Raw genomic sequence first — 17,138 nt, forward strand, 5'->3', positions numbered from 1 at the left:
CATGTCACATGGGGGTTCTGGACACTCAGTTCCCCCCTTTTTTTCGCATGTCTGCCTGGACTGCCAATTCCGCTAACGTCGTCTTCCGTGCTTCTTCCAGGTCTTTGGCTGAGAGCGCTTCCAGCAGCGGACTTCGCAGCCCTGCTAGCCATGGGATTCCTGAACACTCTCGCTGCCTTACTCGCGGCCGCAGGACTTGTGACCTTAAGGTGAGCCACGGCACATCACCCCTTTCCATCCTATCAACCCAAACTCAACGGGTTCCATTCGCCCAACGTCGAATATCTCTTGCAGTGCGGACACCAAATCAATCGGTTGCCGTTTTCGTTTCTGATGCCATCGCGTGGGTAGACCCTCGTGCAACTAGCAAGATCGAATTTGAGCAAAGGCCTTTTGCAATAGGCACAATTGAATATGCTATTTCGCGGTCCCATCAATGCGACTCCTAACAACGTCTCGAACCTGTTCTACGAGCACCCGCTCGTCGCGCCGCAGGTCTCGCACTTCAAGCAGGTGCCGTTCCGGACCATCGTGAACTGCTTGCATTCGGGGCAGGGATCGCCCTCGTAGCCCTTCCGCCTCGCCTCCTGGACCGCCGTGTAGGTCAGGGTCTCCCGCTCGCGCCGCAACTCGAGCCGGTGCGCGACGACCTCGTGGCCGTTCCCCGGCGCCCCGTTGCCGTTGTCCTTGCGGGCCGGGAGCCGCGGGCTCAGCTTGGCCGAGGTCAGCTTCTGCGAGTCGGCCGGCTCCTCCTCCGTGTAGTCGGGGTCCTGCTTTACCGTGTCCCCGCGCAGGTCGTCCGCAACCACCTGGGCGAGGTCCTGCCGATCCAGATAGGTGATCGCGAGCTCCCGGAAGATGTAGTCAATGATCGAGGTGGACATCTTGATGTGGTCGTTGAGTTTGACCGGCCCGTTCGGCTCGAAGCGCGTAAACACGAAGGCCTCGACGAACTCCTCGAGCGGCACGCCGTGCTGCAGGCCTAGCGAGATCGCGATCGCGAAGCAGTTCATGAGGCTCCGGAAGGCCGCCCCCTCCTTGTGCATGTCGAGGAAGATTTCCCCGAGCGTGCCGTCCTCGTACTCGCCAGTCCGCAGATACAGCTTGTGCCCGCCGACGATCGCCTTCTGCGTGTAGCCCTTGCGACGGGCCGGGAGCGGCCGGCGCTTGGCGAGGTACCGGACCATCACGCGCTCCGCCGCCTTCTCGGCCGCCGTGAGGACCGGCTCGCTCGCCGGCTCCGCCGCCACCCCCGCGTCGCTGGAGGCGTTCAGCGGCTGGCTGAGCTTGGAGCCGTCCCGGTACAGGGCCACGGCCTTCACCATGCTCCGCCAGGCGAGGAGGTAGGCCGCCTTCACGTCCTCGACCGTCGCGTCGGCCGGCATATTGATCGTCTTGGAGATGGCCCCCGAGATAAAGGGCTGGGCCGCGGCCATCATCCGGATGTGCGCGTCCACGGGGATGAACCGCTGCCCGGTCCGCCCGCACCGGTTTGCGCAGTCGAAGACCGGCAGGTGCTCGGGCTTGAGGTGCGGCGCGCCCTCGACCGTCATGGTCCCGCAGCAGTAGTCGTTCGCAGCGAGGATCTCCTCCTGGGTGAACCCCAGCGCCCGGAGCATGTTGAAGCCCGGGTCGTTGAGCTGCTGCTCGGTGAGCCCGAGCTGCTCCCGGCAGAACGCCTCGCCGAGCGTCCACTTGTTGAACGCAAACTGGATCTCGAAGGCCTGGCCGAGCGCCGCCTCCAGTCGCTCGAGCGCCGCCGCGTCGAAGCCTTTGGCTTGCAGGGTCTCGTGGTTGATCGCCGGCGCGCCCTTGAGCGTCCCGCGGCCCGTGCAGTAGGTGACGATGTCCTGGATCTGGGCGTCGGTGTAACCGAGCGTCTTGAGCGCGGGCGGGAGGCTCTGGTTGATGATCTTGAAGTACCCGCCACCGGCCAGCTTCTTGAACTTGACGAGCGCGAAGTCCGGCTCGATCCCGGTCGTGTCGCAGTCCATGACGAGCCCGATCGTCCCGGTCGGCGCGATGCAGGTCGCCTGGGCGTTCCGGAACCCGTACGCGGTGCCCAGCTCCAGCGCCCGGTCCCAGGCCCGCCGCGCTCCCAGCAGCAGGTCCGGCGGGCAGTGCTCCGGCTGGATGCCCTGCGGCGTGATCGTGAGGCCCTCGTACTCCTCCGGCGGCGCGTTGTAGGCGGCCCGCCGGTGGTTCCGGATGATCCGGAGCATCGCCTCGCGGTTTCGGGCGTAGCCCTCGAAGGGCCCCAGCTCGGCCGCCATCTCGGCCGAGGTGGCATAGGCCTCCCCGGTCAGGATCGCCGTCAATGCGCCGCAGATGGCCCGCGCTCTGGGCGAGTCGTAGGGGATGCCCAGCCGCATGAGCACCGTACCGAGATTGGCGTAGCCGAGCCCCAGCGTCCGGAACACGAAGCTCTTCTCCGCGATCGCCCGGCTGGGGAACGACGCCATAAGCACGCTGATCTCCAGCACGATCGTCCAGAGCCGCACGGCGTGGCGGAAGTCCTCCAGCAGAAACTGGCCGTCCGGCGTGTAGAACTGGCCGAGGTTGAGGGAGGCGAGGTTGCAGTTGTGCACGATGAGCCCCTCCACGATGAGCGAATGGGTCACCGGCTCGGACACATCGTAGACCTCTTCGATCCCCTCCTCGACGATGTCGATCACACAGGCACGTCGGCCCTCGTTCACGTTCCCCCGCCACGGTTGCTCCGCTACCGTCATGGCCTCCTTGGCCTTCCTGGGAGACAGCGGGAACCCGATCAGGTGACAGAACTTATACGCTTGGTAGCCATAGATCCTGAGTTGCCCTTGCGCGTTTTTCCGGCTCGCAGGGTGGTACCAGCCAATGTACGACCGGATTCCGAAGTCAGCGAGGAGAACCTGCACGTCGCGCAGCAGCTCGCGCGAGCTGGACGCGAGGTGGACGGAGAACAACGAGGCATCCGATGTTGCCGTGACGTCCACAGCGCCGTCGGCGCTGAAGAGAGCCCCGATGAAGGCGGCCTGCGCGGCCTTCGGCTCCGTGAAAATAGAATCTGGAACCCGCTTCCCCGTTGCCGTGGCTGGCTTCAAGCCCAACGATGTCAAATACTCGATGACCCCGGCCGCCGTCGTTCCGATCTGGCAGACGCCGTTCGCTTGCTCGTGCACGGAGATTCCTCGACTGGAGCCCCCGCATTCGCGGTGAACCTGTTGAAAGTAGGCAGCCAAGCGTTCCCTGGCATAGGTGTCCTCTGGGCCAAAGATCAAATGGGCCCCCGATTCCTCCGTGAAGACCCCGTCGCCCAGGAGCCACCCGAGGAACTGCGCGCGTTCGATGCGTGCGTGATCGCAGGCGCCAAAGTCCAAGGGAGCCGACTCCCGCTGCATTTCGATCGCGTCTTCGTTGACGATGAGCCGCCGGACCTCCTTCCACCCGTCCTCGGTCAGAACCTTATGATCCTCGGTCAAGCGCAATTCCTGGCCAGTCGAGAGTTTGATGCGATAGACGCGCTTCTGACCGGTCTTGACGACCACCGCAGGCCTGTAAGCCAATTGGCGATGGTCCGCCGCCTCCGAGGCCAGTTCAGTCTTGATGTACACGGCTTCCCCGTTCTGCTGGCGGCGATACAGCTCGGACACAGGCACCAGGCCTTCTCTGGTCGCGACGCGCATGTCTCCCGCCAAACACGCCGTGTCGTCGAGGAACATGTACTCCGAGCAGGGGTTCGACGCGTTGATCCGGCCGTCCGCCGGGCAGGTGTGCCACTCGTTGATCGTCGTGTCGTACTGCACGCCGGGGTCGGCGCACTGCCAAGCCGCTGCCGCGATCTGGTCCCAGAGGTCCCGGGCCTTCACGGTCTTGGCCACTTTCCCGTCGGTGCGGCGCGTGAGTGCCCAGTCCCCGTCCCGCTCCAGCACCTCGAAGAAGCGGTTGGGGATCCGGACGCTGTTGTTCGAGTTCTGCCCCGAGACGGTCTGGTAGGCCTTGCCCTCGAAGTCCGTGTCGTACTCGTGGAAGACGAACTGCGTGAACCCCTGGCGCGCGAAGGCGAACATGCGCTGGATATAGGCCTCGGGCACCGCGTCGCGACGCGCCTCGCGCACCGCTGTCCGCAGCTCGGGATTCTTTTCCAGGTCGGTCTCGACCTTCGTGCCGCCCTGGCCGTCCGGCACATGACAGGCCCGCAGGATGGCGTTCAGCCGCTTGGCACAGATCCGCGAGCCGGTGACCATCGCGGCCACCTTCTGCTCCTCGACGACCTTCCAGTTGATGAATTCCTCGACGTCCGGATGGTCCAGGTCCAGGCAGACCATCTTCGCCGCCCGCCTGGTGGTCCCGCCGGACTTGATCGCGCCGGCCGCGCGGTCGCCGATCTTGAGGAAGGACATGAGCCCGGAGGACCGTCCCCCGCCCGAGAGCCGCTCCCCGTCCGCCCGCAGCTTCGAGAAATTCGTCCCGGTGCCGCTCCCGTATTTAAAGAGCCGCGCCTCGCGCACCCAGAGGTCCATGATTCCGTTCTCGTTGACGAGATCGTCCTCGATGGACTGGATGAAGCACGCATGCACTTGCGGGCGCTCGAAGGCGTTCGTGGACTTCTTGAGCTCATGGGTGACCGGGTCCACGTAGTAGTGACCCTGAGCCGGACCGGAGAGCCCGTAGGCCCAATGGAGGCCTGTGTTGAACCACTGGGGGGAGTTGGGCGCGGCCATCTGGCGTGCGAGCATGGCGCAAAGCTCGTCGTAGAACGCCGCGGCGTCTTCGTCCGTGTTGAAATAGCCGTGGGTCTTGCCCCAGTGCGTCCAGCAGCCGGCCAGCCGGTGAAACACCTGCCGCGCGTCCCGCTCGCCGCCGAGGAGGGGGGCCCCGTCCGGCCCCGTGAGCGGCGCGCCATCTGGGCCGACCTGAGGGACACCCGCCTTGCGGAAGTACTTCTGCGCGAGGATGTCCACGGCGAGCTGCGACCAGGACTCCGGCACCTGGATGCCGTCCAGCTTGAAGACGGTCGAGCCGTCGGGGTTCCTGATCTCCGAGGAACGCGTCACGAATGTGATGCCCTGGTAGGGGCTCTCCCCCTTCTTCGTGAACCGGCGTTCGATTCTCACGTCACCCTCCCTCCTGAAAGGCAATTCCTACGCTCCGCACAGGCCCGGGTGCGCTGTGCGACGGAGGCCACATGTTTAGCCGAAGCGTGCAGGCGGTCTTGAACGAAGGCCATGAGCCCATAGCGCGACCCTGGGCAGTGGTGAGCAGGCAACAACCGCGCGCAATATAGGCCCATGTTTAGTATTTGTCAATACCAAACCTACAACATATGGTGGGATCGTCGAATCACCGGGGGCAACCTGTGGACGGGGACAGAGCGGGTCAGCAAGGAGGCTCCGCCAGGCCCCAGGTCCAGTTATCCACAGGCGGGGATTTAGCGGGACAGGGCCGGGGCCAGGCTACCGAGCGTCCGCGCCGCCTCCTCGACGCCCGCGAGCGGTAGGAACTGGTGCCCGATTCCGAGCACGAGGACCCGCTGGTCCAGGAGCCTGGTCTCAAACAGGCTGAAGAGCCCGTAGTTCCATTGCCGCGAGTTCGGCCGGATGAGCGAGTCCATAATCTGCCGGCTCTGGAAGGCGAACAGGTGCGCCACGAGCGCGCGCTCGCGCGGCTGGGCGCGCGAACCTGAGCGCGACAGGACCGCCTCAAGCTGGGCGAGGACGAACTGGTCGTACTCGTCCATGGTGGGATTGCTCGCGGCCAGGCCGACGCAGACCGCGAGCACGACGACGAGGCTAGCAAGGCCAGCGGTGCTCACCGGCCTGCTCCGGCCCCGCCGGCCCCCTGACGCGGAGCGGTTTGACATCCACCGCGCGCTCCCCTATCTTCCCGCTGCGGCGCCGTCCGGCCTCCCCTCCGCCGGCCGCTGCCGCCCGCTGAACGCCGGACTGCGAGCCGGAGAAAGGACCCGAGCCATGTACGTATGGAGCAAACGCCTCGTCGCCGGGTTGCTGACCATGTTCACGCTCTTCCTGGTGCTGTTCCTCGCCCTGGGCCTCGAGGTCACCGCGAGCAGCCTCAAGCCGCACACGACCTTCTGGATCTTGCTCAACTACGCCGGATTGGTGCTCTGGCTCTGCGTCTGGATGTTCGATCAGGCCCGCGTCCGGGGGAAGAACGTCTGGGTTTGGCTCCCCGCGTTTCTCCTGGCCCCGCTGCCCACGCTGATGGCGTTCATCCTGTTCCTCCAGCGGCGGCTCAAATGACCGTGAGCGGTGACGGGACCCGTGCCGTCCGGGTCTTTTCTCACCAGGCTGTCACGCGTCCCCGGGAACCCGTTGCATTCTTCAGAGCAACGGGTGCCCGCATCACGGTTGCCATTAGCCGATCACGACCTTCGAGACCGGATAGCGGTAGAGCATCTGGGACGGGGTCTTCACCGAGAACAGCCCCACCATCAGCGGGCCGAACCGCCCGATCAGCATCGTCAGGATGATCACGCTCTTCCCCGGATCGCTGAAGAGCGCGGAGAGGCTCCGCGCCCCCCCGTCCCCAGTCGAGAGCCCCACCGTCCCGATCGCCGAGGTGACTTCGAACATGAGTGCCAGGAACGAGCGCTGCTCCGTATAGGCCAAAAACAGCGTGAAAGCGGTCACGGTCGCCATGGCCAGCACCGCGAGACAGGTGGCGCGCAGCACGAGCTCGGGGGGGATGCGCCGGTGGAACACCTCGACGTCAGCCCGCTGCTTGAGGATGGACCAGATGGAGAGCCAGACGATCGCAAAGGCTGTCGTCTTGATGCCGCCCGCCGTGCTGCCGGGCGACCCGCCGACCGCCATCAGCAGGATGATGAAGTAGAGCGTCGCGTCCCGCATCAGGCTCAGGTCCACCGTGTTGAAGCCGGCAGTCCGTGAGGACACCGAATGGAAATAGGAGACCAGGAACTGGTCGCCCGCCGACAGGGGGACGAAGGTCCTGGGGTTGCTCCACTCCAGGACCCAGATCCCGAGCGTGCCGGCCGCGAGCAGGAGCAGCGACACCAGCACCGCGAGTTTCGTGTGGGTCTGGAAGCGGAAGCGGTGGCCGCGCGCGTTCTCGATCACGTCCTGGAAGACGAGGAAGCCGATCCCGCCCAGGATGATCTCGGTGGTGATTACCAGATTGACGGTGAGGTCGCTCCGGTAGCGGATCAGGCTGTCCGAGAACAGGGAGAACCCGGCGTTGTTGAAGGCCGAGACCGAATGGAACACCCCGACGTACAGGGCCCGGGCGAAGTCCATGTCCGCCCAGAACCGGAGCGTCAGGAGCAACGCACCGGCGCCCTCGATCACGACCGTCACCAGCACGATCGTCTTCACGAACCGGACGAGCCCGGCCATGTCCAGCGTGCTCAGGGCCTCCGCCATCATCATCCGCTCCTTGAGCCCGATCCGCTGCCCGAGCGCGAGCAGGAGCAGCGTCGCCATCGTCGAGTAGCCGAGGCCGCCGAGCTGGATCAGGAGCAGGACGATCCCCTGGCCGAACGGCGTGAAGTCGCGCGGGGTGTCCAGCACGATGAGACCGGTCACGCAGACCGCGGAGGTGGCCGTGAAGAGGGCGTCGAGGAACCGCAGCTCGACGCCCGGCGCGGTCGCCCACGGCAACATCAGAAGCCCGGCGCCCATGACAATCATGCCGATCCCGGCCAGTGCGACCACCTGGCCGGGCAGCAGGCGGACCGCCAGCAGCCGCTCGAACAGGGGCCGGTTCGGCATCCAGGTCATGCTCGAAGCTTTCATCGCTCGCTCCCCCTTCAATTCGCCCCGCCAGTCAGTGGCGGGGCGTTGCCCGCGACAGTCGGCCCAGGTCTTCGCGCAGCCACCAGAGCAGCGCCAGCCCCGGCAGCGCCGCGAGCGCCGTGAGCAGAAAGAACCAGCCCCAGCCCACCGCCTCGACGAGCACCCCGGACGGCGGCCCGACGAGCACGCGGCCGACGGCGCCGAGGGCCGACAGCAGGGCGAACTGGGTCGCCGAGTACCGCCGGTCGCAGAGGGCCATCAAGAATGCGACGAAGGCGGCCGTGCCCATGCCGCCGGCGAGGTTCTCGACGGCCACCGCCGAGACCAGCACCGGATAGCTCTTCCCGACCCAAGCCAGCGTCATGAAGGCCAGATTGGACAGGGCCTGGCCGAGCCCGAACCAGAGCAGCGCCGAGAAGAGTCCGATCCTCGTCATGAGCACGCCGCCGACCAGCGCCCCGAGGATCGTGGCCAGAAGCCCCATCCCCTTGTTCACAAGGCCGACGTCTGTTGGCGAGAAGCCCACCCCGCGAATGAGGAAGGCCGTGGTTAAGGCCCCGGCGAAAGCGTCCCCGAGCTTGTAGAGGACCACGAGGCCGAGCAGCGCCGGCACGGCAGGCCTCGAGCAGAGTTCCGTGAGCGGTCCGGTCACCGCCTCGGCGAGGGTCGGCGGGACCGACGACGGCACCGCAGGCTCCGGACTGGCAAGCGTCGCCGCCGCTCCTAATCCCATTCCCACAGCCATGAGGAGGTAAGTCTGGGACCAGCCGATCCGCTCGGAGAGCATCAGGGCCACCGCGCCGGAGCACAGCATCCCGATCCGGTAGCCGGTCACCGACAGGCCCGCGCCGAGGCCCCGCTCCGCCGGGAGCAGGACGTCCGTGCGATAGGCGTCGAAGACGATATCTTGCGAGGCCGAGAGGAAGGCGACCAGCAACGCCAGGCCGGCCAGGAGCCCCGGTGCGACGAGCGGCTCAGTGACGGCCATGGCCACGAGCCCGGCGGCGAGCCCGCCCTGCGTCAGGGCCATCCACCCGCGCCGCCGGCCGAGCCAGGGGAGTACAAAGCGATCCATCAGGGGCGCCCAGAGGAACTTGAGCGTGTAGGGTAGGCCGACCAGCGTCAGGAGCCCAATGGTCCGGAGGTCCACCCCCGCGACGGTCAGCCAGGCCTGGAGCGTCCCCGAGGTCAGCGCCAGTGGAAGTCCGGAGGCGATGCCGAGGGGCAGCATCACGGCGAGCCGCCTGCTCGTGACGATCTGGGCGACCGTGGGAGCGGTCACTGGGATTGCCTGGACCGACAGGGCAGCAAGGGGCAAGGGCACCGGCGTGCCTTCCGCGCCTGATTTGCCGTGGGACGGACCAGCGGGATGGGCTGGACCTCAGGCCACCGGTCAGCAGGGCTGCCCGTTGAAGACACAGGGCTTGTAGCGGGACTTGTCGAAATCGATGTTCTCTTGATAGACGCGTTCGTTACCGTTCACGCCGTCCCGCTCGGGATCGTTCCACAGGGTGTGATTCCACCAGTAGAACAGGGGGTATCGCTCCGTGTAGTACACCGGATTGCCGTAGTGGCTCCGGGCATGCTCTTCGACCATCCGGCCGGTGACGTAGTCCACCTCGCCGTTGCCCTTGAGCGAATAGAGGAACAGGAACATGCGGGCCTCGTGATCGTACAGCTCCTCGATCCGGGTGTCCTCATCCGGCTCCGGTGGCAGGGTGCCGTTCGCAGAGGCCAGGGAGGGCAGTAGCCCGAATCCTAGCCAGGCGATGAGAATCCCGACTCGCAGCCTGTTCATGAGCGTCCTCCCTCGGGTGAGCAGATGGCAAACCGTTCGATCGGCGCTCGTTTGTGACGGATGGAGCACAGGCCGCATTCTAGCATAGGCCAGACGAAGACTGTCAATCAGCGGGGCCGCCTGGCAGCGCCGGGCCGCCGCCCTTTACTCCCCGCGAACCGACCTCCTATAATGGCGGACATGTCCCAGTCGCAACCCCGTGCCTCCCTCTACACGATCGGCTGCCGGCTGAACCAGGCGGAAACGGCCCTGCTCGCTGACCGCCTGAAGCAGCGGGGCTACCGGCTCGTCGAGTTCGGCCAGACCACCGACCTGCTTGTGCTCAACACCTGCTCGGTCACGGACCAGGCCGAGGCGGACTGCCGCGCACTCATCCGGCGGACGCTGCGCCGCTCCCCGTGGGCATTCGTCGCGGTCACCGGCTGCTACGCGCAGACCGGCGCCGAGGCGCTCCGGCGGTTGCCGGGCGTGGACCTGATCGTCGGCACGCAGTACAAGATGAATCTCGCCGAGTACCTACCGCCGGCATCGGCGATCCGCAAGCGGCCCGTCCCCGAGCTGCTTCATACCCGGACCATCGAGCGCGAGGAGTTCGTGCTGCCCGGGGCCGGCGCCTACGATACCACCCGGGCGAACCTCAAGATCCAGGATGGCTGCAATTTCATGTGCTCGTTCTGCCTCATTCCCTATGCGCGGGGGCGCGAGCGGAGCCGACACCTGGACGACGTGCTGCGCGAGGCGGAGGCGCTGGCGGCGCGCGGCCATCGCGAGTTGGTCCTCACGGGCGTCAACATCGGCCGGTACGCCAGCGGAGGCCGGACGCTCCTCGACCTGATCCGATGTCTGGAGACGGTGCCCGGCGTGGAGCGCATCCGGATCTCCTCGATCGAGCCCACGACGGTTCCGGAGGAGCTGCTCGACCACATGGCGACCTCGCCGAAGCTCTGTCGTTACCTCCACGTTCCCCTGCAGAGCGGGGACGACACCATCCTGGAGGCCATGAACCGGCGGTACCGCGTTCGGGACTATGTGGCGCTGGTCGAGCAGGCCGTCAAGCGCGTCTCCGACCTGGGGCTCGGGACCGACCTTATGGTCGGCTTCCCCGGCGAGACCGAGCGCCAGTTCGCCAACACCAGGGCTGTCGCCGCGGACCTGCCCTTCGCCTACTTCCACGTATTCAGCTTCTCCGCGCGGCCGGGCACGGCGGCCGCGCGCTTGGAGGGTCGCCTGCCCGCCGCCACCGTCAAGACCCGGTGTCGGACCTTGGCCGCGCTCTCGCGCGCGAAGCGGCTCGCGTTCTCCCAGCGATACATCGGACGCCCGGTGGAGGTGCTCTTCGAGCACCAGGAGCCCGATGGCCGCTGGACCGGCCTGACCGGCAATTACCTGCGGGTCGGGGTGCGCTCCGCGACGCCGCTGGCCAACCAGCTCCGCACAGTCTTCGTGACCGGCGCCATGGACGGCCTGGCCCTCGGCCATCTCCAGACGGAACCAGCCGGGCACGAGCCCGAACCCCTGATTCCCGTGACCTCGCTCTCCGGCGCTGCCTAGTCCGAGGAGCCAACCCATGCCCAGCACGACGCCAGCCTACCGGGTCCACATCGAGACGTTCGGCTGTCAGATGAACGAATACGACACCGAGCTCGTGCGCTCGATCCTCAAGGCGCGTGGGTTCGAGCTGACCGAGGATCGTGAGCGGGCGGACGTGGTCCTCATGAACACCTGCGCGATCCGCGAAACCGCGCACAGCCGCGTCTACGGCCATCTGGCGGAGCTGAAAGCCATCAAGCGGGAGCGGAGCCTCGTCGTCGGCATCCTCGGCTGCATGGCGCAGAACCTCAAGAAGGAGTTGCTGGAGACCGAGTCGCTGGTAGATATCCTCGCCGGCCCGGACGCCTATCGCCGGCTTCCAGACCTCCTCACCAACGCGCTCGAGCGACAGGAGAAGGGCATCGCCGTCGAACTGTTGGAGTACGAGACCTACGACGACATCGTGCCCGAGCGGACCGAGGGCGTCAACGCCTGGATCGCGGTCATGCGCGGCTGCGACAACTTCTGCTCGTTTTGCGTCGTCCCTTACACGCGGGGCCGCGAGCGCTCCCGCGATCCGGAGAGCATCCTCCGGGAGGCACAGGCCCTGGCCACCCAGGGCTACAAGCAGGTGACCCTCCTGGGCCAGAATGTGAACTCCTACCGGTCCGGGGACTGGGACTTTGCCCGGCTGCTGACGGCGGTGGCCGAGGTCCCTGGAATCGAGCGGGTCCGGTTCACCTCGCCTCATCCCAAGGACTTCCCACCCGCGCTCCTGGACGCGGTCGCCAGCCATCCGAGGATCTGCAAGCACATTCACTTGCCGCTCCAGGCCGGGAACGACCGGATCCTCCACCTGATGAACCGGACCTACACCCGCCGGGACTATCTCCGGCTCGTCGAAGCCATCCGCCGGCGCAACCCCGAGATCGCGCTGACGACCGACCTCATCTGCGGGTTCTGCAGCGAGACCGATGCGGAGTTCGAGGACACGGTCCGCACGGTCCTGGAGGTCGAGTACCATGCGGCGTTCATCTTCAAGTATTCCGAGCGCAAGCACACGATCGCCGCACGCAAGTATCCGGACGACGTACCGGACGCGGTAAAGGCCGCCCGCGTCGCCCGCCTGGTCGATCTGCAGAAGGGAATCTCCCTCCGCAAAAACCTCGCAACGGTGGGGCGGATCCTCCCCGTCCTCGTCGAGGGCGATGCCAAGAAGTCGCCCCGCCAGTGGATGGGAAGAGCCGACAACAACGTGACAGTGGTTTGGGACAAAGACGGAAGCCGGGCCAGGCCCGGCGACTTCGTGTCCATCCGGATCACCCGGGCTTCGGCAACCACCCTGTTCGGTGACGAAGTCCCTCCCACCGAATCGCGGCCCCGTCCCGACTAAATCGGCACCCCGCACCGGCCCTTCGCCGCGAGGGGGGTAATCTGTGCTGGCGGGAAACAAACGGTGCACAGGGTTCCGACGGTCGTTCAGCGAAGACCGCCGTGCCTTCATCGAATCCCCTGGTAAGGGCGGGGCGAACCTCGTTGCTGTCGATGGGGCCTGAAGAGCTAGCCTGCTTTATTCGTGACTGATGGCCCAGGTCACCCGATCGCAGAGTTCTGCGGGCCATCGGCGCCGATTCCGAGTGCGTGGAGGTCTCTGGACGTGTAACGTGAGGGCTGCCCGGGGTCTCCGTCTGGTTGCAGCCCATCAGACCAGTCGTGTCAGGCCGGATCTGGAGACACCGCTCCTGCAAGAGCAGGTGGAGACCGTGTTCGACCCAGCCCCGGACCCTCGGTTACCCAGGCGAGGCGCCCACGGCCAGGGCCAGTTGGCGCCAGGTCAGGCGCCATGGCGCAGGACGAGGCAGGTGCAGGACGAGCCGACGGACCGATCCTTCCACCCAAACGGCCAGCTTGAGTAACCGGTCGCGGAGGGTGGACACCTGCGCCGTGGCGCAGACGGTCCCCTGGGCGCGCCGCCGCAATGCTTGGAGCAGCACGTACGCCGCGGCGGTGAGCAGCACCCGAAATTGGTTGGCCCAGAACCGCGAACAACTCGTGCGGTCCAACGCCAGCCCGTGATGCAGCTCCTTGAGCCGGTTCTCCATGTCGCCGCGCTGACAATAGCGCGCATAGACCGCCGCCGGGTCGTCGGGGAGCTTCGGGACCACAAACCGCGGGTTGCATGTCGGATCCCGTCCCGGCAGCCGCACGACCTCGGCCTTCATGATCACCCGCCAGGGATGGGACCACGACGCAGCGGCATACTGGGTCTCCCCATAGCGGTGTTCGGTCCGGCCGCTGGCCTTCGAGCCCGCCCAGGCTTCGGCCAACAGTTTGCCGGCCCGCCGGTCCAGCCGGGCATTGCCGGCGAGGCCCACCACGTATTCGACCCGCTCCGCCTCCAGGAAGGCCAGCCAGTCGTTCCCGGCGAAGCCGCCGTCCACGCGGACGCGCAGGGCCGCCGTCGGGAACGCGCGGCGCAGGCGGCGGAGCAGCCCGCGCACCAACCCGACCGCGCCCCGCTTCGCCGGGCTGTTCCCCGGGCGCAGCACGATGGCCACCAGATACTGCTCGGCTTCGTCATTGAAGGTCAGCGTGGCTACCAGCGGCAGATAGCACCAGGTGTCATAGTGGCCCTTGAAGAAGGTGAATTCCTGCTGACCGTGCGTCGGGTCGTCCGTGGGATCCAGATCGATCGTGATGCGCTGCGCGCGCCCCTTGAGCCGGCGGCGGTGCTGGGCGATCTGTAATGCTCCCCGTTTGTCAAGACACTGTTTATGGTGCTGAGAGTGAGTCATCCTACGCAGCCGCTTGTGCCGTCTCCTGCTCGCCGAGCATGGCTTCGAACTCCAGCGGGCTCTTGTAGCCGAGCGCCGAGTGAACGTAGCGCTCGTTGTACTCCACCGTGATCCAATGGCGGATCGCCGCCCGCGCGTCCTCCAGGCTCGTGAACTCCCGCAGTCAGAGCAACTCTTCTTTGATCGTCCGCATCAGGCGCTCCGTCTCGGCATTGCCCTTGGGGTTGTCGTAGCTGGTGAAGACCTGCTCGATCCCCAAGACGCTCATGGCGGCCATGAAGCCGGTCGCGGTGGGCTGGCTCCCGTTGTCGGAGACCAGCTTCAGCCCGGCTCCCCGGACCCCGTTCGGGAATTCGGCTTAGACCGCCTGGGCCAGCGCCGCCTCCCACTCCTGCCGACGGCTGCGGAGAGCCAGGTTCCAGCCGACGATCTTCTTCGTGTACCAATCCAGCACAAGGACCAGGTACGCCCAACCCAGCGCCGGGATCAGGCACGTCGTCATGTCGATCCCCCAGAACTGCCGAGGCCGGGTGGCCTGGGGTTTCGCCTTCGGGGTCCGCGTCGCCGCCTGGCGCGTCCGTTTCACGGTCAAGCCCGCTTCCCGCATCAGCCGAGAGCCCCGCTTCTTGTTGACCGGGAGGCCCTCCCGATACCGGAGCCAGGCCCAGACCCGCCGATAGCCCCAGAAGGGATGGGCCTGGCTGATCGGCCGGATCCGCGCCAGCAGCGCCTCATCAGAGGGATTCGGCCCTGCCACCGGGGCCGGGCGCTCCTGCCGCACCGCCTAGGAGCCACGGCGACTCACGCCCACCAGCCGGCAGGCACCCGCGACCGACCACTCACTCTCCAAAGTGTCCACTCCTTCAGGGGAGCAGTATAGATCACGGTGGCGGCCATGGTCCGTCCCATGCGCGCCAAGGCCCACGGGCCGACGGCATTCTCAAAGCGGGACAGGGTCGGCTGCGAGGCCAAGGCGGCCCCGGTGAGTGGGTCTCGGCCCACGGCCAGCTTGTGCAACGGATCGTTCGCTAGCCGCGCGGCATCGTTCCCATCCTCGTACCCACAGGCCAGGCCGAAGATCCGTTGTCGCAGCAGATCCCGCACCGTGTGCCGAATCTTGTCGGGATCCCGGCGGTCGACCAGACACCCGGCGAGCTGATCGGTCAACTGGAGCTGGTCATCCAGCGCCTTCAGCAACACCGCCCCGCCATCGGTGCTGGCCTGCGCCTGATCAAAGCGCGCCACCACCGGCTGCAGTTTGTCGTAGAATTCAAAGGTCACTTGCGGTATACAGTCTGTCGCCATCGAGTTCCCTCCCAACTGTCTGTAGAAGTGCCTGAGCACCGCTCCTATAGCACAGTTTCGAGCCTCGATGACTTTTTTATGGCGCCAGTCGTGAATTTTCCGGGCTAGTGTCTGCGCATCCTCTGAGTGACGTTGCAACTCGGTTTCCAGCAAGGCCCATGGGACATTTCCGGCAGAGACCTTCGACCAAATTTCCAAGCTCACAACTGCTGCCTGGGTGTCGCCAATCTCCTGGCCCATCTGATGCACACGTTGGCTCACAGCGAGCGCATCACGAAGTTCGCCCATTCGATAGAGGCAAAAGGCAATGTGGAACCCTGCATTGTTGGCCTCCCAGCGGTCGCCGGTGCGTTCCAGCAGCGTGACGGCCTCACGAGATTTCGTAACAGCCTCAGAAAACCTCGAGGCGGCGTAGAGCACGATCCCATAGAAATGCAGGGACTGGCCTTGCCCCCAGATGTCACCGAAGGCCTTCCGCATGGCCAACGACTTCTCGACATAGGCGACACCGCGACCAAAGTAAAGCAAGGGGTGATGCTCTATACTTCCTGTAAAAGTGAGTTGAGCAGAAACAAAAATGGCGTAAGATGCCTCCGGCGTTTACCAACCCGGGGCCGAGGCCCCAAGCTGAAAGGAGGACTTACGCCATGCGAAAGAGGGTACCACCGAGCGAGCACCTGAAGCAAGCACTCACGACCGTGTTGGAGCAAGGCAGCGAGAGCGCGGAGCATCCGTTGGATGAGCTCATCAAATTGGGCGCCCGGTACGTGTTGCAAGTGGCCTATGAACAAGAAGTGACCGAGTGGCTGGGCCGCGCCCATTATCAGCGGGGCGCCCGGCGGCGGCGCGGCTGGCGGAATGGCTACGAGCCCAAGGGGCTCAAGACCCCGCTGGGGCTGCTGCCGGTGGCGGTGCCGCAGGTGCGGGGGACCGACGAGCCGTTTCCGGCCCGGGTGGCGCAGGCGGTGGGCACACGCTCGAAGGCGTTGGAACGCTTGGCCACGCGGATGTGGGTGCGCGGGCTCTCGCAGGCCGATGTCGAAGCCCTGTTTCTGGAGACGGTGGGGGACCGGGTGATTTCCCGCACCGGCGTCAGCGAGGTCTGTCGCCAGCTGCAGGCGGACTTCGAGGCGTGGCAGCGCCGGGATCTCAGTGCCCTGAAGGTCGTCTATCTGTTCCTGGACGCGATCTATCTGGCCGTGCGGCAAGGGACGGACGAGCAGGAAGGGGTGCTCTGCGCCTACGGGATTCTGGAGTCGGGCCAGAAGGTCCTGCTGTCTCTGGCCCTGGGCAGCCGCGAGTCCTACGACGCCTGGTTGAGCTTCCTGCACGACCTGACCGCGCGCGGCCTGGAGGCGCCGTTGCTGGTGGTCTCGGATGGCCAGCCCGGCCTGCGCAAGGCGCTGCGGGAGGTGTTCCCCCGCGCCTTCCATCAGCGGTGTCAGGTGCATAAGATGCGGAACATCCTGGCCAAGTTGCCGCAGGCCGCGCGGGCGCTGCTCAAGCCGCTGATCCGCCAGGTCTTCTGTGCCGCCACCTATGAGCAGGGGCTGACGCGGGGCCGTGCGCTCATCGCCCGGTGGCGCGCCCGCTATCCGGCGGCGATGGCCTGTCTGGAACAGGATCTGGAGGCGTGCCTGGTCTATCTGAAGTTTCCCAAGGAGCATCACAAGAGTATTCGGACGACGAATCTCCTCGAACGGACGTTCGGGGAAGGGCGGCGCCGCACGAAGGTGATTCCGCGGTTCCCGACCGAGACCGCCTGTCTGACGCTGGTGTTCGCCACCTTGCTCACCGCCGCGCAACGCTGGCGTGGGTTGCGCATGACGCCGCGCATCCTGCGCGAGTTGGATGCCATCCGCCAGGAGCGGTATCCCGTGCAGAGTCAGGTGGCCTGAGGGAGACAGCCGGAGGGATCAGCGCCATGGCCACTTTTACAGGAAAAAAAGAGCTTGA

At 66.1% G+C, this 17,138-nt stretch carries 13 protein-coding genes; 4 read left to right on the plus strand and 9 right to left on the minus strand.

The genetic code is table 11. The annotated features are described in order from the left end of the window. Positions 1–467: 467 nt before the first annotated feature. Positions 468–5,096 (minus strand): LAGLIDADG family homing endonuclease, encoded by a 4,629-nt coding sequence (locus ACWHYQ_RS14450; protein ID WP_447972817.1) that lies wholly within the window; start codon positions 5,094–5,096, stop codon positions 468–470. A gap of 314 nt (positions 5,097–5,410) precedes the next feature. Next, on the minus strand, positions 5,411–5,794 hold the full coding sequence (locus tag ACWHYQ_RS14455; protein WP_447972818.1) for a DUF4359 domain-containing protein: 384 nt from the start codon (positions 5,792–5,794) through the stop codon (positions 5,411–5,413). Between the two features lie 157 nt (positions 5,795–5,951). Between ACWHYQ_RS14455 and ACWHYQ_RS14460 the strand changes: the two genes are divergently transcribed. Continuing rightward, positions 5,952–6,242: a hypothetical protein gene (locus ACWHYQ_RS14460; RefSeq protein ID WP_447972819.1), complete on the plus strand. Its 291-nt coding sequence runs from the start codon at positions 5,952–5,954 to the stop codon at positions 6,240–6,242. Between the two features lie 114 nt (positions 6,243–6,356). On the opposite strand, the gene ACWHYQ_RS14465 is transcribed toward ACWHYQ_RS14460, so the two are convergent. The 3 genes from ACWHYQ_RS14465 to ACWHYQ_RS14475 all read right to left on the minus strand — a co-directional run bounded on the left by ACWHYQ_RS14465 (position 6,357) and on the right by ACWHYQ_RS14475 (position 9,552). After that, positions 6,357–7,754, minus strand: coding sequence for a TrkH family potassium uptake protein (locus ACWHYQ_RS14465; RefSeq protein WP_447972820.1), 1,398 nt, complete (start codon positions 7,752–7,754; stop codon positions 6,357–6,359). 31 nt (positions 7,755–7,785) lie between these two features. Beyond that, entirely contained in the window at positions 7,786–9,036 is a 1,251-nt protein-coding gene (locus tag ACWHYQ_RS14470; RefSeq protein ID WP_447972821.1) for an AmpG family muropeptide MFS transporter, read from the minus strand. 111 nt (positions 9,037–9,147) lie between these two features. Continuing rightward, positions 9,148–9,552, minus strand: coding sequence for a hypothetical protein (locus tag ACWHYQ_RS14475; RefSeq protein ID WP_447972822.1), 405 nt, complete (start codon positions 9,550–9,552; stop codon positions 9,148–9,150). A gap of 180 nt (positions 9,553–9,732) precedes the next feature. Between ACWHYQ_RS14475 and mtaB the strand changes: the two genes are divergently transcribed. Then, positions 9,733–11,103, plus strand: coding sequence for a tRNA (N(6)-L-threonylcarbamoyladenosine(37)-C(2))-methylthiotransferase MtaB (mtaB, locus tag ACWHYQ_RS14480; RefSeq protein ID WP_447972823.1), 1,371 nt, complete (start codon positions 9,733–9,735; stop codon positions 11,101–11,103). Positions 11,104–11,119: 16 nt separating this feature from the next. Next, a complete protein-coding gene (miaB, locus tag ACWHYQ_RS14485) occupies positions 11,120–12,475 on the plus strand; it encodes a tRNA (N6-isopentenyl adenosine(37)-C2)-methylthiotransferase MiaB (protein WP_447972824.1) in 1,356 nt (451 codons plus the stop codon). A 397-nt stretch (positions 12,476–12,872) separates the two neighbouring features. Here miaB and ACWHYQ_RS14490 read toward each other — a convergent pair whose 3' ends face one another. From ACWHYQ_RS14490 to ACWHYQ_RS14505, 4 genes are all read right to left on the minus strand, one after another. After that, positions 12,873–13,877 (minus strand): IS1380 family transposase, encoded by a 1,005-nt coding sequence (locus ACWHYQ_RS14490; RefSeq protein WP_447972825.1) that lies wholly within the window; start codon positions 13,875–13,877, stop codon positions 12,873–12,875. 1 nt (position 13,878) lies between these two features. Next, positions 13,879–14,040, minus strand: coding sequence for an integrase core domain-containing protein (locus ACWHYQ_RS14495; RefSeq protein WP_447975572.1), 162 nt, complete (start codon positions 14,038–14,040; stop codon positions 13,879–13,881). Between the two features lie 195 nt (positions 14,041–14,235). Then, positions 14,236–14,634 carry a transposase gene (locus ACWHYQ_RS14500; protein WP_447972826.1) on the minus strand — a complete coding sequence of 133 codons (399 nt, stop codon included), beginning with the start codon at positions 14,632–14,634 and terminating at the stop codon, positions 14,236–14,238. Between the two features lie 44 nt (positions 14,635–14,678). Further along, the gene (locus ACWHYQ_RS14505) at positions 14,679–15,662 is read right to left on the minus strand and encodes a transposase (protein WP_447972827.1); all 984 of its coding nucleotides are present in this window, start codon (positions 15,660–15,662) and stop codon (positions 14,679–14,681) included. A gap of 167 nt (positions 15,663–15,829) precedes the next feature. Here ACWHYQ_RS14505 and ACWHYQ_RS14510 point away from each other — a divergent pair, with 167 nt between their 5' ends. Then, entirely contained in the window at positions 15,830–17,080 is a 1,251-nt protein-coding gene (locus ACWHYQ_RS14510; RefSeq protein WP_447972828.1) for an IS256 family transposase, read from the plus strand. Positions 17,081–17,138 lie beyond the last annotated feature (58 nt).

Source organism: Nitrospira sp. Kam-Ns4a (assembly GCF_965152595.1).